This is a genomic window from Alteromonas sp. ABH4_452 (assembly GCF_056311825.1).
This window is the reverse complement of record NZ_CM149973.1, coordinates 1,739,275-1,762,366: the sequence shown is the minus strand read 5'-3', so window position 1 is coordinate 1,762,366 and position 23,092 is coordinate 1,739,275. Positions and strand designations below refer to the sequence as shown.

Sequence of the window (23,092 nt, the reverse complement as noted above, 5' to 3'; positions counted from 1 at the left end):
CCTATATGCCGCCAATCAAGGTGACGATGCATGTAGCTGGGTGGTCTGTTTAATAACGAAAAAAAGGAAAAAACATGTTTCAATTTTATCAATACTGGGAGGGTGACAATGACAGTATGGCTTAGTGCAGGCATTATTTTCACTCTACTTTCAGTGGCCTATATTCTATTTAAATGGGGCAACATGAAAGTGGTAGGTGTAACGCCAGTTAGAACCTTTACCTTTATTGCCATTCTTTTTACCTCGGGTTTGGATGTGGGCCTCATTATGTTCCCACTCACTGAATTTGCTGGTTATGCTGACATAAGCGCAAGTCCTGAATACGCATTCACCAATCCTCTCGCCATTGAGTTTGGGTTTTGGGGTTTCTTAATTTGGGGATTCTACTTTCTTACTTGTTTTTATTTCTGCGTAATAGAACCCAAGGTTAAATTCTTCGAGCTTCCTATCGTTAAGTTCGTAAACAACGTGGTAATCATAGGGACCTGTGCTTTCACAGCTTTCTTACTGCTGTCTAACCTTCCATGGTATTTACCGTCAGTAGGTGATGGTGAATCGGTCGTGCCTGCGTTCTACCTGATCGTGTTTGCAGCCATTGCCTTTGCTGTGTACTCAAGTACTAGCATTAAGTACGTGCGTATTTTAAGCCTTACTACAACCTGGGTATTTATCGCTCTCATTGTTGGCATGTGGGCTGCGGCATTTGTGTTTGGTGAAAGCGAGATAACGGCTTATTTCAAGAATCTAGGCCTAATTGGCGGATATTTTGCGAATATTGATAACTTCGTATTACCCATCAATGATTACCACGAGTTTTATCTATTCTGGTGGTTCAGCTGGAGCATCATGATAGGTCAGTTTACCTCTCGCTTTGTAGGCGGTCTCAAAACCTATCAAGTTATGCTGGCTATGATGGTTATCCCATCTATCCCTATCGCCGCATGGTTTTCGGTACTGTACCACTACCACAGCGCAGGTATTCCTACAGAAGGAATAACCAATATGGCGATGGTATTTGTAGGTGTCGTTTTTGTAATCAACTCACTTGATTCACTAATAAGACTTTATACAGACAACCTTAATATGACCGTGGAGCGTATTGGTAAAGGTAATTATATTGCCCTTAACATAGTCGCACTATCGCTGCTTACGCTGTTATTCAAACTAGACTTCTTGCAAATTCAGTGGGTGGGTGCGTTAGTTATTGCCATCTTCTTCAGCTGCTTTGCGTTCATTTTAAGTCAGAAGTTTAAATCGGTGACGGCCATCAAAACCTCGCCGAAAGAAAACAAGATCGACTTTACCAAGATAGAAAACCTTAACTAATTAGAACAATCACTGCTTACCTCGTTAGCGTTGGCTCAGTTTTGAGCTAACGGAGGTAAGTATTGCCCGAAATCTGCCTAGAAGCGCATTTGATAGAAAACGGGCCAAATAAAACAAAGATAAAAAACAGGTGTTTAACAATGAAAAATATGAAATCTCTTTTTACATCAACACACATATTCACAGTGGCTCTCGTAACAGCATTGTATTCTTCAGTCACGTTCGCTGATTGGAGCGCAAATATCTCTGCAGTATCAGATTATACCTTTAACGGTTTAAGCCAAACACAAAACGACCCAGCTCTTCAGGGAGGTGTTGATAAAGCTTTTGATAACGGGACTTACGTTGGTACTTGGGCATCTAACGTTGATTTTGGTGGCGACACCAACCTTGAGTGGGACGCCTACATTGGTCGTTACCAAATGCTCACTGAAACTGTCAGTATTGACTATGGCATTGCGTACTACTCCTATCACGGCGGTGACGATTCAAGCGACGGTAACTATCCGGAAGTTTATACTAAATTCGGCTATGCGAGCGACTATGGTAATACTGAGCTTAACCTGTGGTACACGTGGGACTACTTTGGCACAGGCTCAAGACACACAGTTGCTATGATTGCTCACACCTTTGAACTTGCACCTAACCACAATCTTCGCGCTAGCTTTGATGTATCTAACTCTTTAGACAGCGATACTTGGGTATGGCGTGACGAAAACACGTCTTTCTATCACTACCGTTTGGCCTACCAGACAAGCTACAAAGGATTAGACTTTGAAATTGCTGCTGAAAACACAAACCTTGATATAGACACCGCCGATGAACGTATTGTGTTTGGTGTATCGAAAACCTTCAGCTTTTAATCCAATAGGCTCGCACTAATCATCGCTTTTATTTTTTAGAGATGTAGACAGCAGTAGACCTTTATTTGCAGCGTTGGAAAGACCATCGACACTCCAGTCCGTCCACGCTGCCATTTCTTTATATGCATTAATAAAAACAGTGGTATTTCGACCATTATTTTTTGCTTGATACAATGCCCAGTCCGCAATCAAAATGGCATGTTCCCATACCTTTGAATCTAGTATGCAATCATCCCAAGGAAGCTTAGTTGCTCCTATTGACATTGTAATGGGCTTAGGTAATTCCAAAACATGGTGAAGCGTCGCTATAGCGTTATGAAGTCGCTTATTAAACTCACCAATATCGTTTGGATTTATTGACGGGACGACTAACAAAAACTCTTCTCCACCCCACCTTATTAACCTATCAGTATTTCGACTGACTGTTCGTAGCGCTTGGCCAACATGATGTAGTGCACTATCACCCTTATCATGACCGTATGTGTCGTTTAGTTGTTTAAAGTTATCAAGGTCGATAAGAAAAATAGCGCACACTTCATCGACGCCAACTGACGCATCCTGCTGTTCTGTTTTCGCATTTACTGCATCAAAGATCTTGGGAGCGAAATTTTTAACTGCTCTTCGATTGTATAAACCTGTTAGCGGGTCGGTAATTGCCGCCTCTTCTAGCGCTTTGTTTTTTTGTTGAAGCTCGCTGTTTACGCGCTCAAAAGCGGCAGTACGCTCATTGACTCTAGCTTCAAGTATCTCGTTTCGTTGTTGATACGAAGCAATGCGAAGGCGGTAAATAATATAAAAAACTGCAAGCAAGGCTAAAACGCCGACTAGCTTAGCCCAGTTAGACTCCCACCAATGAGGCGTTACATAGAGTACTATTGCGTCTCCAGGCAGCCAACCCTCGCCATCAATTCTAGACTGGACTTCAAAAACCGTTTCTCCCGCTGACAACTTAGCTAAAAAAGCCTCTTCTCTTGAACCGGAATATATCCAATCACTGTCATCTAAACGATATCGATATTCTGGGACCGACTCTGCCGAAAAAATTGGACGTGAAAAAATAATCTCTGCATTTCTCTTTGTGTTGAGATTTATTCGATTGCTGTAGTTATTTTCTCGCTTGCCATCAACATAAACACCCGTAATGACAGTTAGCGCCGCTAACTCATGGTTTTCACTTTTCTGAACCGCTACTACACCGTTTAATGTTGGCAAATATAGGGTATCTTTAAACACTATAGATCTTAAATTACCCGCGCCATTACAACATCTCAAATCGGCTCGTGCGCTGAAAGTGCCATCATCTCGCAAGACAACAGTGCTCTTTACATGCGAGTCAGTAATATCGTCGATTTCCACATACGCAACGCCACTTGCACCGCTTAACCAAAGTTTATTACCACGGGTTGTTACACTGAAAAAATTTTGAAATGGTAGTCCGTTCTTAATGTTAAATGAGCGCCACTGCTTACTTTCATCAAGCATCAACAAACCCTGACCGTAAGTTCCTACGAAAAGCCTTCCATCATTTAACTCAAGTAGTGAAGAAGCAAACACACTGGTACCGTTAAGTAACTCTACTTCCTGCCACTTTCCATCTGTTTGGCTAAACAATCCTGACTCTGTGCCTACCCACAGTACACCGTCCTTCGCTGTCAGGATGCTGCGAACTGATTGCTTTTCAAATAGTGGAACGGACTTAAAATTGACACCGTCAAATTGGAATAGGCCCTTTGTCGACGCTATATAAAACGCATCATCTCCTTGATATAAGGTATTTATTTGCAGACCTGTAAATTCAGGTATCGCCTCAAACTGTGATGCTCCGTTCTTGCTCCTAAAAAGGCCTCTACGAGTGCCAACCCAGAATTCGCCGTTACCTTCAAAAATGCTATAAGCATCGCTACCTTCTATTGCGCTGGGAGGAACTATTAGTGTCCAGTCGTCTTCGGAGTTACTTTCAAACACACCTTTGTTTGTTGCTGTGTACAAGCGATCTTCCCGGGCAAAAAATGACCATATACGAGCACTAGATATATTTTGTGTAGGAGCTACGCGCCTTACGTTTGTTTTCCAGTATATTACTAACCCATTTGCTTTCGTTCCAAGAAACCACGTTTCTTCATCGTTAAGAAGCACGCTGTTGTCGAGCAGAAGGTTATTATCTACAAACGGTGTTAAGCTATTGAAAGTTGGCTCAGCTTCTGAAGAAATATCAAGAAGCTGGCCTTTATCCGAAACCGCCACTACGCCCCCGTTTTGAGTGCTAAATAGGCTCTTAAATTTAATTTCAGCAAAGGCTGGCATTGTCTTAAAAAGACAGCTTTCAGATGATAGTGTGAAGCGGTGAAGTTTTTGCTTTTGCAATATGTAGACTGTATCTTTTTGCACTAACAGACGTTCTGCGTTGGCAAAAACGCCAATGGGGTAGCGGCACTTCTCATGCACTGAGGATGTAAGACTGGTCTGCAGCAACTCACCTTGAGACGTTAGCAACCACAAATGACGAGTGTCATAATACGAGTTTGTAAAAGTAATATCTGCGTAACTGTAAGGCTTGGCTTTGTCGCCTTGAAGTGACCATAGTGAATCAGTAATTACCCACACCGTGTTTTTAGCATCGGCGATAACTTGCTTTATTGGTTTGTCATCAAAATTAACGCCAAATGCCTTGAACTTACCATCATCGAAGCTCACTAACCCGACGCCAGTCACTATCCAAAGTCGTCCTGTATTATCAAGAAACAGTGCATTGATCCAGTTAGAGCCTAACTCCGGTGTATTAATGGTATTGAAAAACTCGAATTTGCGTCCGTCAAATCGAGCAAGTCCGTTCTCTGTGCCAAGCCACACAAAACCATTGTTATCTTTGACTATTGATTTGATAGATATCTGAGGCAACCCTTTTGCCGATACATATTGCCCTACATCATAGGTCGGTACGCCAGCCACGCTCCACTTTTCAACGCGGTAGCTTTCGCCCCACGAAGCAGCACTCGAAAGACCCAAAAGTACAATAATTAAAGAAGATAGACAGGTGATATTGAATAAAGAAAAGGGACGGTTTTTCATTGAACCTCAAAGAAAACAATTAAAGACGTCGGGAGCTTGAATTTCACAATAATGGAGACGTGCTATTTAAGAACAAACCTTTACGACAATAGTTGTTCACATCACCTACACTGTCAAATCAACATTCGTATGAATTTAATCAGAAAAAGACCACGCTATGAAGCGGCTTAACTTGCTCCCCTGCCCCATATCAATGACTTTACACTGCGTCGCACCATAATAATTGATGCTGGTTTTAAGCGGTTTCAAATGAGCACTTTTCGACACTAAACAGGTGAACCATTCTACGTTGTCTTTCACAGAAACACTTTCTTGAACCATGCGCTGAATGAAGGCAAGTTCACCGCCTTCGCACCACAGTTCATTCGCTTGGCCCGCAAAATTCAAGTTTGCGTCCTTACCTTGGTAAGCGGCATTTTTACCTTGTAGCTTAGATGTACTACCCCCTAAACCTTGAACTCGATTGTCGGTAAACTTTGCACCACTTCGCTTCTGCTTATTGCGAGTTAAATTGGATGTCTTCCTACGCGTGCCAGACAGGGCTTCTTGGGCAGATTTATGAAACGGAGGGTTGCACATAGTAAAGGTAAACCGTTCGTTCTCTTCAATTACGCCATTGAAAATACTTGCTCTATTGGTTTGTTTACGCACTTGGAATTTATCGGCCAACACTCTATTTTTGCTCGCAATAACTTTAGCGCTTTTTACAGCAACTTCATCAACATCGCTCCCCACAAACGACCAGTCGTAGGACGCAATACCAATAATAGGATAGATAGCATTAGCGCCCACGCCGATATCTAATCCACGTATATCTCGCCCACGCCCGTTTTTTAAATTAGACCTTGCTGATTTTAATAAGTCAGCAATACCGTGGATATAATCTGCTCTTCCAGGTACAGGGGGACATAAGTAGCCTTCAGGAATATCCCAATACTCAAGTCGATAATAGTGGCGAAGCAAGGCAGCATTAAGTCCCTTCACCGCTTGTGGATTAGTGAAATCTATACTGATATTGCCACTTTTAGCTTTAACGAGAAAAGGCTTAAGCGCAGGGTATGACTGGCACAGCGCATCCATTGGATAGCCGTTTTTATGGAGATTTTTAGGATGCATGGAGCGCTACTTTTTTTGTGAAACTAAAAACTGAGATTGCACGTTTTCATCGAGCAATTGGGCGCCACTACCTTGGGCTGCCACCTTATCGTCAGTATTGTAAAGCCTACAGCGCTCTAATGACAAACACCCACAGCCAATACAGCCTTCCAACGAGCTTTTCAAACTGGTCAGCGCCGCAATTTTTGCTTCGATATGCTGATTAAACACCGTACTTAATTTTGCCCAATCAGCTTGTGTTGGCGTTCTGTTGTCAGGAAGTGTAAACAAAAGATTCTTTATATCAGCAAGGGAATACCCCATATTTTGCGCGATTAAAATAAAAGAAACCCGGCGAATGACAGAACGAGGGAATGCTCTATTTCCGCCATTTGTGCGCACAGAAGGAATGAGCCCTTCGTTAGCATAATAGCGAATTAGTGAAACAGCATTGCCAGTACGTTTAGCAATAAAGCCAATGCTTACCATAGGTTCTGGTGCCATAACGCCCCTTTTTCCAATTTCAAAATAGCGAGTAAAAAACGCTTGATCTAAAGTTAGCTTTAGATATTAAGCTGTTTTTCGTTGATTATCTATACAAGGAAAAACACATGACCACGGCATACTTAGAGCACACAAATATCACCGTTGAAAACCCTGATGAGCTAGCAAGCCTTCTCTGCACTTTGTTCGATTGGAAAATAAGGTGGAGCGGCGGCGCTAAAAACGACGGCTACACGGTACATGTAGGAAACGATAAAGACTACCTTGCTCTTTATAGACCTAAAATTATCAATGAGATAGAAAGCGACTATAAAACCCTGGCTAACGTTAACCATATCGGCATTGTGGTTCAAAATTTAGACGAAATCGAACAACGGGTTCTTTCCTTAAATTTCAGTACCTACAGCCACGGTGATTATGAACCAGGTAGACGCTTTTATTTTATGGCTCAGCAAAACATAGAAATTGAAGTCGTTTCATATGTGTAATGCTATCGAGTATTACATCTAGCTGAACTTTCAATTTTAGTGTTAGATTAACGTTACCTCACTCGTGCGCGTTTTTACTTAATTTTTTTGCTAAGTTTGTTTGCTAAAAATGTACGCGCACTGTGATCATTTCAATAATAATAGACAGGAAACATGGATGAGAAAGGTACTAGCGATAAGTCTAGGTTTAGTAATGTTATCCCTATCAGCAAGCGTATGGGCAGATAACATACTTAGTATGAAACAGCGCAGCGAGCTGATAGATAAGATCACCGTTGAACGCTTCAATTCCGTACTCCCCCAAATAATGGAGCGTGAAGGCATCGACATGTGGGTGCTGATGTCACGGGAATACAACGAAGACCCTGTTTTAAAAACCATGCTGCCTTCAACCTGGATTTCCGCACGACGCCATACCATGTTAGTCATTTATAACCCTGGCGATGGTCAACCACTGGAACGTTTAGCCGTTGCAAGATATGCAGTAGGCTCGCTATTTAAAAAAGCGTGGGACAAGGAAGCACAACCCGACCAGTGGGAAGCATTGAAACATATTATCGAGACCCGGAATCCCTCAAAAATAGCTATCAATACGTCGAATGCATTTGCTCTTGCAGATGGCATGACTGCTACTGAACACGAAAAATTTATGGGTGGACTTTCTGAAGAACTAAAAAGCCGAGTAGTGAGTGGTGAAAGGCTGGCTATAGGTTGGTTAGAAACTCGAAGTGAACTGGAAATGCAGTATTATCCCGTACTCACTCAAATTGGTCACTCTCTGATAGCGACAGCATTTTCAAATGAAGTCATCACACCTAACGTAACCACTACAGATGATGTTGTCTGGTGGCTTCGGGATCAAACTCGTGCGCTAGGGCTCACCAATTGGTTTCATCCTACGGTTTCCATCCAAAGGCAAGACAATGAAGTGTTTGATCAAATCAGTGCTTTCAGTAAACGTCCCGGAGAAAACATCATACGACCGGGCGACCTGATACACGTTGATTTTGGCATTACCTACTTGCGACTTAACACGGATCAACAGCAGCATGCCTACGTATTAAAACCTGGAGAAAAAGACGCGCCAGCGTCACTTAAAAAAGCACTTGAAGCGGGTAATAAGCTGCAAGACATTTTGACCAGCAATTTTAAAGTAGGAAGAACGGGCAATACTATTTTGAGTAAGTCGCGACAGCAGGCTATCGAACAAGGGATCACGCCCGCTATTTATACTCACCCGCTTGGTTTTCACGGGCACGCGGCAGGGCCAACAATAGGAATGTGGGATGCACAAGAAGGTGTGCCAATTCAAGGTGACTACCCAATGTTTGCACAGACGGCCTATTCAATTGAGCTTAATGCAGCGAGCTTTATTAAAGAGTGGAACAAAGAAATTAGAATTATGCTGGAAGAGGACGCATTTTTTGACGGGAAGTCAGTAAGCTATTTAGATGGCAGGCAGACCGAATTTCATTTGATTCATTCAGATGAAGAGCAATAAATAAGCGTATAGCTTCATGCCTTTTTCAAAAAGTAAGAGGTATCTATTGGCAAGAAAAGCCAGTGTAGAAAAGGGATTTAAAAGTAAAACTCGTAAAGTGTCAGGCCTTTCGCCTTTTCAAGCGAAAGGCCATGAAACTGTACAAAATATTAGCAGTAGGTTGCTATCCTAAAACGCGATCTTATTCAGCTGCAGTGCGAACTACTACGTTTTCTGCGCTGTATTCACGTACAAAGTCAGACATTTCTTTGTGGTTACAGATAATGTTCTCACCTTCCAGACCAAACTTCGCTAGTGCTGCATCTTTACCTACAGAAAGTGCTTCTAGACACGCTTGTGAAGCAACATCTTTATTCTTTGCAACAAGTGCTACTGTTTTTGCGTTTTCAGTTGCCTTGTTGTTCTTGTACATGTAAGCGAAAGTGCGAAGTGATTCACCGTTACAACGTACAGATGCACTGAACTCTTCAGCGTTGATACCTTTAGAGCGTACAAGACGCAAAGCAGAGCCAAAACCCTCTTTAGCCGCAGTCAAACACGCTTGTGTTTCGATGTTGTCGTTAATTGGCTTTAGTACTACATCTTTTGCGAAAGATTGAGTAGCAGCAACAGATAGTGTTAGAGCAATAGCGAAAGTAGACAGTTTCATTTTTGAATTCCTATTTTGTAACTAAATTAGATATCACCTAAGTGATGTGTACATTATGACCAAAACTTTCAAAAAATAAAGCATTTTTCGTAATTTAATTACAGAAAATGGGATTTAAACATACAGATCACGACAAAAATGAAAGTAATTTACATAAAATAACAACATTTATATAAAAATTTACATATAAGTCTTTTTAGTTACAGGTCGCCCATAACAAGCGCACAAAAAAGCGCGCATGAAATTACTTTCAGCGCGCTTAATTCAAAAAATTATAGTGGGGTAATAGTTGTTGCCAGCGTAACCTTAAATTTTTGACCTACAAAATGAGATCATGCATCCAATTAAGTGAAGGCAACTGCTGTTCTGGTTGGTAAAAGAGTCGATTGAGTCTACCTAATAAATTAACGGAACGACTAGGATCATGCGCTTTAACTCTGTGCTCACTTTCAGTAAGCATGAACTCCCATGGCTGAAGATTGAGTTCGTCTACCTCTTCCTGCTTAACGCCTAGTGATTTTAGCGTTGACAAAATTCGCTCTGTTTTGCTTTCGGCAATAGGAATAATTTCTTTACCATAGAAATCATCGAGTGGCTCATTGATAGCTTCTAACGTGTGATTGATTGCAGCCCACACTTCATCGTGATCGAAAGCCCAGCCTCGCGGCGCATAGTAACCTTCTATTTCCCATTCAAACTCGGCATTACTCACTGCAATAGAACTCTCGGCTTCTGGAGAATAGGCCAAATCTGGCTTGGCGCCGATATTGTAAGCATCTACGCTCATGGCGATACAAATAATTAGATCACCGCAGTATTGCTTATTTGTATAAAGCGCTTCAAATGCCGCGCGCTTAACGCCCATCCAACCATGCACCTTTGATGGCTGCTCCACGAAGTGCCTCACATCATCGGGTAAATCTTCGCCGTACGCGTTTATGAGCAAAGGCAGCGGATTTTGATCTGGCGCTTCTTCTGGCATCCACACTTCGTATTCTTGTCGGTTATCTGCTTTCCCGCGACTTTTTATTCCATATGACAAATTTACAGGACGACAAATACTTCTATCTTCATCTACTTTATGAAAATACTCAGAGCGCATACGCTTTATAAATGGTGCATCTAACCCTGCTAATGCTGCTGTTGGATAGCGATAGCCTATTTCACTATGCTCAACCATGTGTAACGTTGGAATAGCTTGTGTTAGCTTATTTTTAAGCCCTGCCAGTACGTTCACTTTTGGAAGAACTATACTTCTTTCAGGCTCTATAGTAAGTCTGCTTCCATCTTCAGTAACAAATTTCGGTGTTTTGTGAAATTCATAACCTGTGAAACCCAGCACATTCACTGCGGCGTTTCTATATTGAGAAAGCTCAGTAAAAAGCGCAGTATGATTGCGAATATGTTTAAATAACGGTCTTGATGCGGTCATATTTACTTCCATTTCAGCTACTTCCGTTCTAATTCAGCGTTTACTCACCTAATTTTGGTTTAAAAAGCGAAGCCATATCTGTGCGCCCATATCATCGTATTTTTTTACAAGGTTACGGTAACGCTCGCGCATTGCTACATCTACAAATGGTGTTGGCAGCAAAGGGTCAAAGACCAAGTGATATAACGCCCTATCTCCTATCAGATAAGATTCTTTGGTGGCTTCTTCAAGGGGTAAAGTAGGCAATCGGGCAAGAGATTTCTCTAGTTCACTGCATCCTTCTTTATAAAGCGTTTCTAAGTTTAGGTGGCTCCATAGTTTCATAGCCTTAGCTTGCGTTTGATTATCAAAATCGCTGGCGCTAAACACAAGTGCTTTGCCTGATAGACCAAGAGTGTGAAGTTTGTCTCGCACCTCACTTACACCACCTGAAAAATTGTTCGGCCTAATATACATATCACTTGCAAGTTTCATCATACCCACAAGCTTAAGGGCACGTTCAGTAGTCCTCAGCTGCTTTTTATCACTTTTAGAGAGTAAACTGGTTTGAGCAATTACCCAATCGTTCTGCCAAGGTACAAGGCCATTTTCATCCTCTCGCCACTGATGTATTTCCTTTGCGAAACGAATCCCCTTGTCAGCCAATTTATAATCTCCCCTGTCAACCAAGGTGATGAGCTGGGCAGACTGCAGGCGTGTGAGCGTTACTCGAATGTTGTTTTCGGAAATACCAAACAGTGCTCCCACACGAACAGCCGCACTAGCATTCATTTTAATATTGTCACGGGAACCCAGTAGCTTTAGCAGTAGTTTTCGTGCGACGGGCTTTTTCTCTTTTTCTAGCAGCAAGTTCTATTTACTTCTTTTTTTAGATAGTGGCTAAGCAATGACTTCTGTTTCAACTTATTTGATTGCTTACATGGCATAAGCTCAGCCATGTCGCTTCCATCATTATATAAACAAAGGCCCGGCACAAACATTACATAATTTATTAATTTACAACCACTACTGTAATATTCTAGTGTAATGATTTAATGTAAAGCCTTAGGACAACGATACGCTTTACATATTCATTGAGTGGAAATGCCATGACCTCATCTAATCGATTTGTTACGCACCTTGTAGAAAACCAACCCACCATTCCAGCCCCCTACAATTTGTGGCGTGATGATGCGTTGCTACGTGTGTTTGTAAATCAGCATTTGCCACCATCCCACCAGTATGACGAAGGGTTACTAGATAAATATGGTCAACTTGCAGGTAATGCACTTATGAATCATGGAGAACTCGCTAACAAAAATAAGCCCGTTCTTCAGACCTTTGATCGCTATGGCCGTCGTGCAGACAATGTAGAGTTTCATCCTAGCTATCACGCGCTTATGGAAAGTGCGATGCAACACAATGTGCATAACTATTCGTGGAAGCATGAGGGGGTTGAGGGTGCACATACTGTTCGCGCAGCATTAATGTATATGCATTATCAAGCTGAGGCTGGTACGTCTTGCCCACTGACCATGACACACGCCGCTATTCCGGCTATGCGGTATGGAAACAACTTACCACCTTACTACTTAGATAAAGTTATCAACGGCGAGTACGACCCTCGTTCCTTACCGGCAAGCCAAAAATACGGGCTGACAATTGGTATGGGGATGACTGAAAAACAAGGAGGTTCAGATGTTAGGCGTAATACAACTAAAGCGACTAAGCAGGCTGATGGCAGTTACCATATTGTAGGACATAAGTTTTTTTTCTCTGCCCCCATGTGCGATGCACATCTTATTCTTGCGCAAGCCGAAGGCGGACTAAGCTGCTTTCTACTACCAAGGGTATTGGAAAACGGTGAACTTAATAACGTTCGCATTCAGCGCTTGAAAGACAAGTTAGGCGATTGGAGCAATGCCTCTTCGGAAGTTGAATTTCAGGACGCTACAGCATATTTAATTGGCGAAGAAGGCCGTGGCGTGCCGGTAATAATAGATATGGTGTCATTGACCCGATTAGACTGCATGATTGGCTCATCTGCTCTTATGCGGCAATCACTGGTTCACGCCTTACATCACGTCAGTCACCGCGATGCCTTCGGCAAAACGCTAATCAATCAGCCTTTAATGCAAAATGTGTTGGCAGACCTAACGATAGAATGCGCAGCTGCTACCGCGCTTACTATGCGCGTGGCAAAAGCGGTAGATAGTGCACCGGGTGATAGCCATGAAGTAGCAGTGGCGAGGCTGGCCACTGCAATTGGAAAATACTGGATTTGTAAGCGCACGTCTATGTTTGTAAACGAAGCGCAAGAGTGTTTAGGTGGTATTGGTTACGTTGAAGAAAACCCTATGCCCCGTTATTACCGCCAAGCCCCGCTAAACTCTATTTGGGAAGGCAGTGGAAACGTGCAATGCTTGGATGTACTGCGCGCACTTGCCAAAGAGCCGAATGTTAAAGAGGCCTTGTTTAAAGAGCTTAAAACACAGGTAGGCAAAAATAAGCACTATGATATGCACCTTAGTAAGCTGTTTGACGAGTTATCAAATACGCAGAATATGGAAATGCGAAGCCGATATTTAACTGAGCAAATGGCGCTAGCGCTACAAGCATGTTCTCTTCTTGCTACGTCGCACAATAACAACGACGCCTTTATCGACATTGCCCACACTTTTTGTGAATCTAGACTCGGTAACGCGAGTGGTTTTGCTTTAGGTACATTACCCGACACCACGCCATTTGAACGCATTATTGCGCTGGGGCAGGTTTGTTATAATTGAGCAAGATAAAAACCTTTCGTTATTGCCGCCCCCATCCCTTACCACCCATTTCAACTAACCGAGACGCGGCTCGTCGAAAAGAAAAAGCGAGATCATTGGCAGACGAAAATTGTGCCAGTGACACGCCAATTCGCCCCGTCGCCGACCATTCATAATATTCGCCCTCTTTGGTGCGGATCATTGTGGTCGCAAAAGAACTCGAGTTTCCTCCCTTGTCATTGACAATCAATTCGCCATCACCGTCACTGCTTTCGACTTGCGCTTCAAAATCAACAAACAATTCGTCGAGCGGGACGTGTGCCGCTAGCACCAAGCGGGTACGAGATTCATAACACGCGTCAATGAGAGTCACGAACCGTCGAGCTTCGTTAAGGTAATTGGCGTCCAGTTGGGGGACGCGGTCCATGATGATGACCGGAAATCGCCGGCAGAGGGAAATATAATCGGCCGCCCCCAGCGGTTGGTAGCATAACTCGGAAAAGTGAAACCAGGCACACCGGTCATTGAATCGGGCGACCTGGACGCTGCGACCAAAGAGGACGGAAATGCTCTCGGTCTCATTTGTGGATGTAGTGCCACCAAATATTTCTTCCAACTGCCCCTGTATGTTGTTGTTAATATTATTATCGCCATGAATACTTTTATCTGACCAAAAATAGGATTGGCCATCCGCCCTACTTTCAAGTCGATAATCCTTCTGGGAATTATCCATAGAAATAACGTCGAACGCGTCTTTTAACATGTCTATGAATGGCAAAAAGAGAGAGCGGTTAATGCCTCCCTCATAAAGGGCGTCGGGGGAGCGATTCGAGGTAGCCACCACCACGACATTCCAATCCGATAAGTATAAAAAAAGTCGTTTCAAAATCATGGCATCGGCAACGTCTGTCACTTGAAATTCATCGAAACAGAGGAGTTGGGCTTCTTGTGCCAATTGTTGCGCAATTATGGGGATTGCATCATCCCGTGGGTGCTCTTGTTTGTAGAAAAAGATTCGATGATGGACGTCCAGCATGAACTCATGAAAGTGAACGCGGCGTTTAGTTATTTTTGCGTGTTTGTGACTGTTATCTTTAAAGCAAGAATCATCAGGAACATTAACCAAGTCGTAAAAGAGATCCATTAGAAAGCTTTTGCCGACCCCTACCGGCCCATGAATGTAAATACCTCGCGGTGGTGGACCAGAAGACCACAAATGGAACTTCTTTCGAAGAAAGGACTGCGCGGATGCCAAAGAACGCACCAATAACAGCGGACCGTTGCTTGTAGTGCTGCCCACTGTCTGATGGTCGGTGCGCATGGGTACTGGGGGGAGCGAAGCAAGAGACTCGTATAGAGCATCGAGTTTTGCCGCCAGAACAAATTGCGCGTTATCTTGTTGCACCTCCCCCGCATCCACCTTGCGTTCATACGCCGCTGTCACTGGGCCTGTAGGAAGTGACTGCCGTGCGACGCGGTGTTGTACTGCCATACTCTTCATCACCGTCTTCATCATGAACCTGATGAGTTTATCAACATGGTGGTTTGGTACGTTAGATTTCTGTATGGGTATCAATCGATGTTTATAGTTGAGATTCAAGCTTCGGATTTTAACTTACAAAAATCAGACATAACCATATGAATAAATTAAATAAAATAGTTTTTTTACAGTGGTGTATTTGATATCTAAACTAAACATGAAACCACTTAAACTGAACAACACTTACCTACACCTATACAAACCAACTCAAAATGGATTAACCGAATACCCTTTTTGCGCCAGGCGAGCGTGGGCTGTCATGGCTGATAAGTCCATTACCACTCCGTCTATCAAGGCGCTTTTTTCAACGCCATGAGCCGCAGCAGACTGCCCGCACACTATCACTTTAACGCCTTGCTCTATCAAAGCAGTAAGTAGAACTTCATTGCCGTTAGGTTGCCCCTTGCGCTGTTTGAAGAGTTCAGTCTTTAACATTTCTTCTGTGGCAGAACCGTGAACAACAAGCGCAAGCGAAAGATTTTCCGGCTTCACACCGTTAGCTACATGCATATTGATAAAACGAGCCAGCGACTCAAACTTGCGGTTAACCTCGCCTGGTTTTGCCGCTTTAGCTACGTCAAATGCAACCTTGAATGTCTGATTTTCAGTGAAACTGATGCCTTCCACAGGCGCATGCTTTCCGAAAGAGCTAAACACTGGACCATATTCAAAATCTGATTTAGCTGAAACCTGCCCCGTTATAAAGAACGCTACTGCCAACACAATTGCCGCTTTGCCGTTCACTTTTGTCAAACTCATTTCCATATTCCTTGTACTTTAACGCGCAGGTAGCGCTGTTTTATATACTTCAAACGTCATGTCGCTTACATCGCTGCCCGCATCTTGGATTTTGCTGTTGGTATAGTAAAGCGAACCGTTATAAATACTAAATGTATCAGCCCAGTTCACCACATCGCCTTTTACAAGTGTGCGAAGGTCCAGGCTTGGTGTAAGGTACTGCACCTCTTGCTTTTCTAAGTCAGCTAAATAGACGTTGCCCTCGTGATAAATCATGCCATCTGGCGCGCCTGTTGTAGCGACTTTGCGCACTTTTTTAGCCAGTACCTCATTCGATACTTCTTTTATATCAGAGGTATTAATGGCATAGAGTGAATAACCCGACAAAGCATGGAAATATAATGTGTCGTTCAAAGTATCTAACGCGATGCCGTCTGATTGAACGGTCATATTGAAAGGCTTACCTTGAATACTTAAAGACTCTACCTCAGCTTTTGTGGTTTCATGATTATCTAAAATGCGATAGCTGGTATTGTCATCAAGGTTATAGACCACTAAGCCTGCATGTGCCGAATCCGTCATGTATATGCGATTTGTGTTCTCGTCTACGCGTAAATCATTAATGTAAGAATCAGAGTGATAGGCATCTTCACTGAGGATCAAGGTTCCTTCGATTTCGTTTGAAGCTAAATCAACAACAAACAAGCGCGGCGCATCCACTACCCCGTTAAATTTAGGGTTGCGGGTGTCCAATACATACAGTTTATCTTTGTGGGCAACCACTGACTGCACGGCCAAAAAGCAATCCTTTCTTACCTCGCTTTGCGCTACGCACTCGTTTGTTTCATTATTAGGATATGCAACAAACTCTCCGTTATCGGTAACCTGAGCCACAGAAAACCCTACGCCGTCTCGCCAATTGGGCGCGTTTACAAATACTCGTCCATCGTTACTTACCGTCACGCCAGTAATTTGTGTGCCTTTAATGTCGCCGACCAATTCAACTTGAGAATCCTGTGCTTCGTGTGCCGCTGCATTAATAGAAAAAACTGCCGCTATCGCAGTAGCTGTTAACGTGCGCTTAATATGCATATCCTTTACCTTCAAACCTTTTTTAAGACATAGCCGCTCGCCTACCGTAAATTTCTATGCGTACGCTTTAGCATGCGTATCAGAAAGTAGGTAACCAACTTTGGATGACTAAGCATACGGTTTAAATACCTAGGCAGAGCACAATTCGACGACGTGTGACAACAGTTCAACGAATTATCTTCAGTAAGCAAAAGGCTGTAGCGTATTGTCACCCCGTTGTGTGTTAATTCAGATCTAAAACAGGGTATTCTGTCGTTAAAGTTAGATATAGTTAAACCTATCTGCTGACTGAGTAACCTTTTTTACAGCAGTAATTTAAAGAGAGTTTATTATGCGAAGTCAAACTTCAACAGAATGTCACAAAGGCTTTTGGCAACAGAAGTATGGTATTAAGGCAGCCTTATTGTCGTTTTTAAGTTTAGCGTTAGTTGTTGGGTGCGCCAGCAAACCTCAAGTCAGCGTTGATGACTCGCAAAACTTTGCTGACATTAAAACTTTTTATATTCAAGCGCCCCTAAACCCTATTAATGAAACTCTTGCTAATCATTTATCTTCAACCATAACCGAGCGTTTAATTACCAAAGGTTTAACGCCAACAACAGAGAATGAAGCCGATGTGTCAGTAGGCTACCTTCCTTCAACTACCACAAAAGAAGATGGAACCACGTTAAATTTAGGATTGGGTACTGGAACCTTTGGGCGCTCTGGAGGCATTTCTCTCGGCAGTATATTCAGCATACCGGTGGGCGAGCAAACCTCTTTCCAACAAGGTCTTCAAATAGATATCGTGAAAGATGGGAAGTTTATTTATAGCGCATCGGGAAGCGTTGAACTCGAGTCTAAAGACAGTATTAGTATACAAAACAAGCTCGATGAACTTGTAACAAGTTTGCTTGAACAGTATCCAGCAAGAATTAATCAAAACTAGCGAAACACGTTTATCAAGGTTGCGAACCATGCTGTTCTCTTACAACAAATGCTGACAACACTATAACGTTCGTAAACAAAAAAGCGCCATAATGGCGCTTTTTACTGATTAAACGTGGTATAAATTAGCTATGTTGACGCTGTTTTTTGCCACGTTTCTTCTTCATTTCATCAAACTTCTCTAGTTGCTCATCAGTTAGAATTTCAGCAACCTTCATGCGAAGCTCGGCACGTTTAAGAAAACGCGCTTTTACTTTTTCCGCTTTTTGCTCTGCAATCGCATTTACCTTTTCTTGATAGTTCGCGTCGTCTGGGTTTAGGCCCGCTAGTGCATTCATTTTTCTGCGCTTACCTTCTTCACCCATTTCGGCTCTTTTAGCCTGACGCTCAGCTTTAAGCTCGTCTTTCAATGCTTCAAACTGCACTATTTGCTCGTCAGTTAGATCAAGTACTCTTTCCATTTTATGCAAAGGTAAGAAATCTCCACCTCTACGTTCATCTGAATTCTTACCGCCTGCGTAAGCAGTGGTTGCGATACATGCACTTAATAAAACACCGGTAATTAATTTTTTCATCTTAATCTTCCTACTTGTTTTGCCATGTTTATGCATGACGTTAAAAAATAATGTTGTTTCATCAACGGAATTAAGTATGCGTGAATCAATCGATAAGTAGGGTTAAGCTAGTGTAAAGTTCGGTAAAGTTGAAAAACACTGCAGTTAATAGGGGTAATATTCGGGGCATGGAAAATGATAAAATAAACGTTTTACTCGTCGACGATGACAAAGACTTGTGTGCCCTACTTCAAGAATTTTTAGAAGGGGACGGATTTCGTGTTGATGCCATCCACAGCGGCGATGAAGCGATAAAAACACTACTCAACACCGATCAGTACGACACCGTAGTGCTAGATATTATGATGCCCGGTATGTCGGGCCTTGACGTGTTGAAATCAGTAAGGGCCGAAAAGCAAACCCCTATTCTTATGTTGACAGGTCGTGGGGATGACATAGACCGAATTGTGGGTCTTGAGTTAGGTGCTGATGATTACCTTCCTAAGCCTTGTAACCCAAGAGAACTTGGCGCCCGTATCCGCGCTATCATCCGAAGAACTCAGTACTTAAAAACAACGCCTGCCGCTTCGCCAAGCGAACTACATGGAATCCATTTAGATATCGGCGCACGCCAAGCCACCGTCAATGGCAAATCTGTTGCGTTAACGGGGGCTGAGTTCAACGCGCTTAGCTACCTGATGGAGCGTGTAGGGCAAACCATTTCCAAGCAGGAGATGACGCAAGAGGTATTGAAACGACCATTGGAAGCCTATGATAGAGCGATGGATGTTCACGTTAGCCGAATTCGTCAGAAGCTCTCAGCTGCAGGGGTTACTAACGTTATTCAATCTGTCCGCGGTGTTGGCTATCAAATGCTAACCGTACCTCAGAAATCAGAATAGAAGATATAGGTCATGATAAGTAGCATTAAATGGTCGGACATAAAAGCTAACTTAGGGTTTAAACGCTTATTTTGGCGAATTTTTGTTGCTTTTTGGATAGCCAGCCTAGCGGTGATGGCGGCAACTGGCTACGTATTGGTAAACGAATATACCTCAAGTAACTATACCAAACGTTTTTTCGACGATGCGACTAATCAGGCAGAGAAAATTGTATGGCGATACGAGCATGAAACGTTTACAAAAGGCAGGGCTAGAAACGAGATTAAAGAGTGGATTAAACGAAGAAATGGCCGAGAAAACCAGCTAATCCCCATGCTAATTTCCTCGGTAGATGGCGAACCAATTTATCACTACCGAATGAATAAGGTGCCTGAGGACCAACGGGTAACACGTGAAATCTATGGCCCCTCAAATACGCAGTACATCGTTCAATTTAGACAACCGCAAACACCGCGCATCTATAAACATGTATTAAGCCGCTTCCAGTCAGTGCAGTTTGTATTTATATTTTTAGCCTCGGCATTAGTAAGTGCCCTACTTAGTTGGAGTATTGTAAAACCGATTAAGTATTTAGGCGCCTTTAGTCGAAAATACGCGAACGACCAGACAGCGACGCAGGTTCCCTCTCAGCTACTCTCTCGTGGAGACGAACTCAGCGATTTAGCAGCCGATATAAACTTTATGGTTCGTAAAACCGCTGATGCTATAGAGGCACAAAAAAGGTTATTGCACGACGTATCCCATGAATTGCGCGCACCACTAGCTCGGCTTCAAACGTCAGCAGCAATAATCGAACAGCATCAACCAGAAAACAAACACGTTCTGCAGATACACAATGACTGCCATCGAATGGACCAACTCATTCAGCAAATACTGAACTTTTCAACGCTAGAACATACTCCACAGACAGCTGAACCTTGTGATGTTATTGCGTTATGCATTCGTGTTTTGGACGATATGGCTATTAACTATCCCGGTATTCCTTCCTCGCTAGACTTCGAAGAGTCCTGTAAAAGCGATGCCATCATAAATGGTTATCCCGAAGCGCTGCACCAGGCGTTAGACAACATCGTAGGTAATGCGTGTAAGTACTCCGACAAGGGGCAGCCGGTATCTGTAAACGTTGCTTCGGATACTAATAATGTTTTCATCGTTGTTGAAGACAAGGGTGTGGGCGTAGATAACAACGAAATTGAAAAGTTGATGCAGCCGTTTTACCGAGCTGGAAATCAGATGCATACCGAGGGCTTTGGACTGGGTTTAACCATTGCGCTAAAAGCTGTGGAAAAGCATGGCGGAACGCTTGTCATGCAAAGTCCAGAACAAGGCGGGCTTAGGGTTGAAATTACGTTACCTAAGAACACACCAAGACAATTATGAAACATCTTTTTCTGGAAAGCAGCCTGGACTTATCGATGGCACAATGCGTTCACTTGGTAAATGATGGCTTACTGCACAAAATCGATTCCACGACCAAGTTTAACTAGTTACCAAAAATAGAGGAAGTCGACGCGAATTAGCGTTATGCTTGGCGGCATGAAGAAGTGCAGATTAACATAATGGCAACGCAGCAGCCGCTTTCCGTTCAGCAAAACCTTACCATTAGGTTATTGCGTGTATTAAGGTATAACAAAGCCCGCATCGAACGTGCGCTTACCCTCATGCCTGAAAAGCACAAACCACTTTTTCATGTGCTTCCATTCCTCGTTCACGTAAATCACGAAGATCTTCCTGGTTATATTGCCCCACCATCGTCCGGCGAAAGCGTACCTTTTGGCATCAATAACTATTCTTTTCGGCCTGATATAGAAAAAGCGCTTATACGGTCTTTCCCAACGAAGAATCATCTATTCTCTGATATCAAGCAGATCTGGCCTAGACAGCGAGCCATTGAGTCACTCGTACTCATGGGTAGCGTGGGCACTATTGCGCAAACCGATGACTCGGACTTCGATTTTTGGGTGTGCATTGAAGGCAATCGCTTTTCAGAAACTGAACTTTCCTTACTACAACAAAAGTTAACTGCTATTGAGAAATGGGCGGAAAGCACCTTTGGCATTGAAGTTCACTTCTTTTTATCTGAGATTGATAAAGTAAAGGAGAATGACTTCGGTATTGCTGAAGGTGAAAGCGCTGGCTCTGCACAAGCTTTATTTTTAAAAGCTGAGTTTTACAACACCAACATAGTGGTAGCGGGCAAAGCGCCCTTTTGGTGGCTTACCCCAGAAAAAACCAGCGAAAAGCAATATCAGGCTATTTACAACAGTCTGGAAAAAGGCGGCTCACCAGATTTAGATTGGTTTATGGATTTAGGCCACTTAGAAAAGCTTGATGCCAGCGAACTGTTTGGCGCAGCCATTTGGCAACTGGGGAAAGCAATGGACTCCCCATTCAAGTCGGTTTTGAAAATGGCAAAGCTCGAAGTCTACTTGGCCAATATTGCACACGGGCAGCCGCTCTGTAATCTGCTTAAAAAACACGTTCATCGTGGTGTTGAAGCACCGGGCCGCGTTGCAGACATCGACCCTTACGCATTGATGTTTGACGAACTTATTACCCACTATAAAGCCAACGGACAGCCCGAGGACATTGAGATATTACAGCAATGCTTGTACTTAAAATGTGCATGCCCATTAAGTCAGCCGCTTTTTGAGGGAGAAAAGCCAAACTTTAAACGCCGGATTTTGGCGTCTTATGCTAGACAATGGTGGTGGAGCCGAAAGCAAATTCACCACCTAGACAACCAACAGGATTGGACATTTAGTGAGCGTGTACAACTTAGTCGCCGTGTTCATAGTTTTCTTTTGAAGTGCTATCGACGTATTTCTAAAGAGCTTAGCGACCACCAGCAAGTTATGGACGAAAAGGACATGACGGTGTTGGGCAGGCGCTTAAGTACCTATTACGCAAAAAAAGAAGATAAAATAGAATTTCTTCGGCGCGCCTTCGACGAAAGCCTTTACTGCGAAAAAATCACTATCGCCATGCGCCAGCTTAAAAACGGTGATGAAGTATGGTCTGCCTATGCCGGTGATTTGTTGAGTAAATCCGGTATTATTGATGAAGCACAGAAAATATCCCAAGCGCCTAGTGCGATTGCGCTAATGATATGGTTGGTCTCAAGTAAAATAATTGATACTCGCAGTAAAGTTTATTTAGATTATAACTATGGCGAAGTAAGTGAATTAGACCTTAACGATCTTCTGAAGCACTTGTGCAAGCATTTCCCGCCCGTCAGAGTGTCGTCCCTCCCCCGAAATGACCTACTTGCTCCTGAGCGTATAACCGCATGCTTCTCTATTGTGAATTTCCCGACTTTACGTCAAAAAGCCACGGTTGAGGATGTAGCAGTAATCTATAAAACGTCTTGGGGGGAAACGTTTTTAAAATTCGGCAATGATGTACTGGATACCTTATGGTATGACCTTCAGGAAGTATCCCCTAAGCCATCGTGTTACGTAATGGTTCCAAGAGGAAACCAACAATCGCGTATCTTAGGCGAATTTTTAGAGTCAAACGAGCTTAACTTTAACGTCCTCTACTAAAAAGAACTACACGCTTTTTTAACACATCGTCACACGTATGCCGACGTGTTAGCCTATTTGTCTCACACTTTCAGGCACTTCCCTGATCTAAAATACGAAAGCACTGAACTTATTTCTCTTTCC

Annotated in this window: 19 protein-coding genes; 9 read left to right on the top strand and 10 right to left on the bottom strand. The window is 43.0% G+C overall.

Annotated features, from left to right (window positions below; translation table 11 throughout):
- The first annotated feature begins 108 nt into the window (after positions 1–108).
- Together ACYX4N_RS07465 and ACYX4N_RS07460 are read left to right on the top strand one after the other, a co-directional pair.
- A complete protein-coding gene (locus tag ACYX4N_RS07465) occupies positions 109–1,326 on the top strand; it encodes a BCCT family transporter (RefSeq protein WP_474805547.1) in 1,218 nt (405 codons plus the stop codon).
- A 140-nt stretch (positions 1,327–1,466) separates the two neighbouring features.
- Positions 1,467–2,189: a TorF family putative porin gene (locus tag ACYX4N_RS07460; protein ID WP_476056132.1), complete on the top strand. Its 723-nt coding sequence runs from the start codon at positions 1,467–1,469 to the stop codon at positions 2,187–2,189.
- Positions 2,190–2,204: 15 nt separating this feature from the next.
- On the opposite strand, the gene ACYX4N_RS07455 is transcribed toward ACYX4N_RS07460, so the two are convergent.
- The 3 genes from ACYX4N_RS07455 to soxR all read right to left on the bottom strand — a co-directional run bounded on the left by ACYX4N_RS07455 (position 2,205) and on the right by soxR (position 6,857).
- Positions 2,205–5,258 (bottom strand): ligand-binding sensor domain-containing diguanylate cyclase, encoded by a 3,054-nt coding sequence (locus ACYX4N_RS07455; RefSeq protein WP_476056131.1) that lies wholly within the window; start codon positions 5,256–5,258, stop codon positions 2,205–2,207.
- Between the two features lie 135 nt (positions 5,259–5,393).
- Positions 5,394–6,374: a 23S rRNA (adenine(1618)-N(6))-methyltransferase RlmF gene (gene rlmF, locus ACYX4N_RS07450; RefSeq protein WP_476056130.1), complete on the bottom strand. Its 981-nt coding sequence runs from the start codon at positions 6,372–6,374 to the stop codon at positions 5,394–5,396.
- Between the two features lie 6 nt (positions 6,375–6,380).
- A complete protein-coding gene (gene soxR, locus ACYX4N_RS07445) occupies positions 6,381–6,857 on the bottom strand; it encodes a redox-sensitive transcriptional activator SoxR (RefSeq protein WP_476056129.1) in 477 nt (158 codons plus the stop codon).
- Positions 6,858–6,964: 107 nt separating this feature from the next.
- Between soxR and ACYX4N_RS07440 the strand changes: the two genes are divergently transcribed.
- Positions 6,965–7,345, top strand: a complete 381-nt coding sequence (locus ACYX4N_RS07440) for a VOC family protein (RefSeq protein ID WP_476056128.1) — start codon at positions 6,965–6,967, stop codon at positions 7,343–7,345.
- Between the two features lie 157 nt (positions 7,346–7,502).
- Entirely contained in the window at positions 7,503–8,846 is a 1,344-nt protein-coding gene (locus ACYX4N_RS07435) for a M24 family metallopeptidase (RefSeq protein ID WP_476056127.1), read from the top strand.
- 181 nt (positions 8,847–9,027) lie between these two features.
- Here ACYX4N_RS07435 and ACYX4N_RS07430 read toward each other — a convergent pair whose 3' ends face one another.
- The 3 genes from ACYX4N_RS07430 to ACYX4N_RS07420 form a co-directional block, all read right to left on the bottom strand.
- Positions 9,028–9,495, bottom strand: a complete 468-nt coding sequence (locus ACYX4N_RS07430) for a DUF3718 domain-containing protein (RefSeq protein ID WP_474805534.1) — start codon at positions 9,493–9,495, stop codon at positions 9,028–9,030.
- 319 nt (positions 9,496–9,814) lie between these two features.
- Positions 9,815–10,927, bottom strand: a complete 1,113-nt coding sequence (locus tag ACYX4N_RS07425; protein ID WP_476056126.1) for a hypothetical protein — start codon at positions 10,925–10,927, stop codon at positions 9,815–9,817.
- A 48-nt stretch (positions 10,928–10,975) separates the two neighbouring features.
- Entirely contained in the window at positions 10,976–11,776 is an 801-nt protein-coding gene (locus ACYX4N_RS07420; protein WP_476056125.1) for a PaaX family transcriptional regulator, read from the bottom strand.
- A 239-nt stretch (positions 11,777–12,015) separates the two neighbouring features.
- On the opposite strand from ACYX4N_RS07420, the gene ACYX4N_RS07415 reads away from it, so the two are divergent.
- Positions 12,016–13,692, top strand: coding sequence for an acyl-CoA dehydrogenase family protein (locus ACYX4N_RS07415; RefSeq protein ID WP_476056124.1), 1,677 nt, complete (start codon positions 12,016–12,018; stop codon positions 13,690–13,692).
- Between the two features lie 19 nt (positions 13,693–13,711).
- Here ACYX4N_RS07415 and zapE read toward each other — a convergent pair whose 3' ends face one another.
- From zapE to ACYX4N_RS07400, 3 genes are all read right to left on the bottom strand, one after another.
- On the bottom strand, positions 13,712–15,163 hold the full coding sequence (gene zapE, locus ACYX4N_RS07410) for a cell division protein ZapE (RefSeq protein ID WP_476056123.1): 1,452 nt from the start codon (positions 15,161–15,163) through the stop codon (positions 13,712–13,714).
- Between the two features lie 255 nt (positions 15,164–15,418).
- A complete protein-coding gene (locus tag ACYX4N_RS07405) occupies positions 15,419–15,970 on the bottom strand; it encodes a DsrE family protein (RefSeq protein ID WP_476056122.1) in 552 nt (183 codons plus the stop codon).
- Between the two features lie 18 nt (positions 15,971–15,988).
- Complete coding sequence (locus tag ACYX4N_RS07400) at positions 15,989–17,041, bottom strand: L-dopachrome tautomerase-related protein (protein ID WP_476056121.1); 1,053 nt, start codon at positions 17,039–17,041, stop codon at positions 15,989–15,991.
- Positions 17,042–17,372: 331 nt separating this feature from the next.
- On the opposite strand from ACYX4N_RS07400, the gene ACYX4N_RS07395 reads away from it, so the two are divergent.
- Positions 17,373–17,969 (top strand): DUF4136 domain-containing protein, encoded by a 597-nt coding sequence (locus ACYX4N_RS07395; protein ID WP_476056120.1) that lies wholly within the window; start codon positions 17,373–17,375, stop codon positions 17,967–17,969.
- A 124-nt stretch (positions 17,970–18,093) separates the two neighbouring features.
- Here the strand turns inward: ACYX4N_RS07395 and ACYX4N_RS07390 are convergent, their stop codons facing one another.
- Positions 18,094–18,543, bottom strand: coding sequence for a Spy/CpxP family protein refolding chaperone (locus ACYX4N_RS07390; protein ID WP_476056119.1), 450 nt, complete (start codon positions 18,541–18,543; stop codon positions 18,094–18,096).
- Between the two features lie 167 nt (positions 18,544–18,710).
- On the opposite strand from ACYX4N_RS07390, the gene ACYX4N_RS07385 reads away from it, so the two are divergent.
- From ACYX4N_RS07385 to ACYX4N_RS07375, 3 genes are all read left to right on the top strand, one after another.
- Positions 18,711–19,424 (top strand): response regulator, encoded by a 714-nt coding sequence (locus ACYX4N_RS07385; RefSeq protein WP_476056118.1) that lies wholly within the window; start codon positions 18,711–18,713, stop codon positions 19,422–19,424.
- 12 nt (positions 19,425–19,436) lie between these two features.
- Complete coding sequence (locus tag ACYX4N_RS07380) at positions 19,437–20,804, top strand: HAMP domain-containing sensor histidine kinase (RefSeq protein WP_476056117.1); 1,368 nt, start codon at positions 19,437–19,439, stop codon at positions 20,802–20,804.
- Between the two features lie 164 nt (positions 20,805–20,968).
- Positions 20,969–22,969, top strand: coding sequence for a class I adenylate cyclase (locus ACYX4N_RS07375; RefSeq protein WP_476056116.1), 2,001 nt, complete (start codon positions 20,969–20,971; stop codon positions 22,967–22,969).
- Positions 22,970–23,092: the final 123 nt, after the last annotated feature.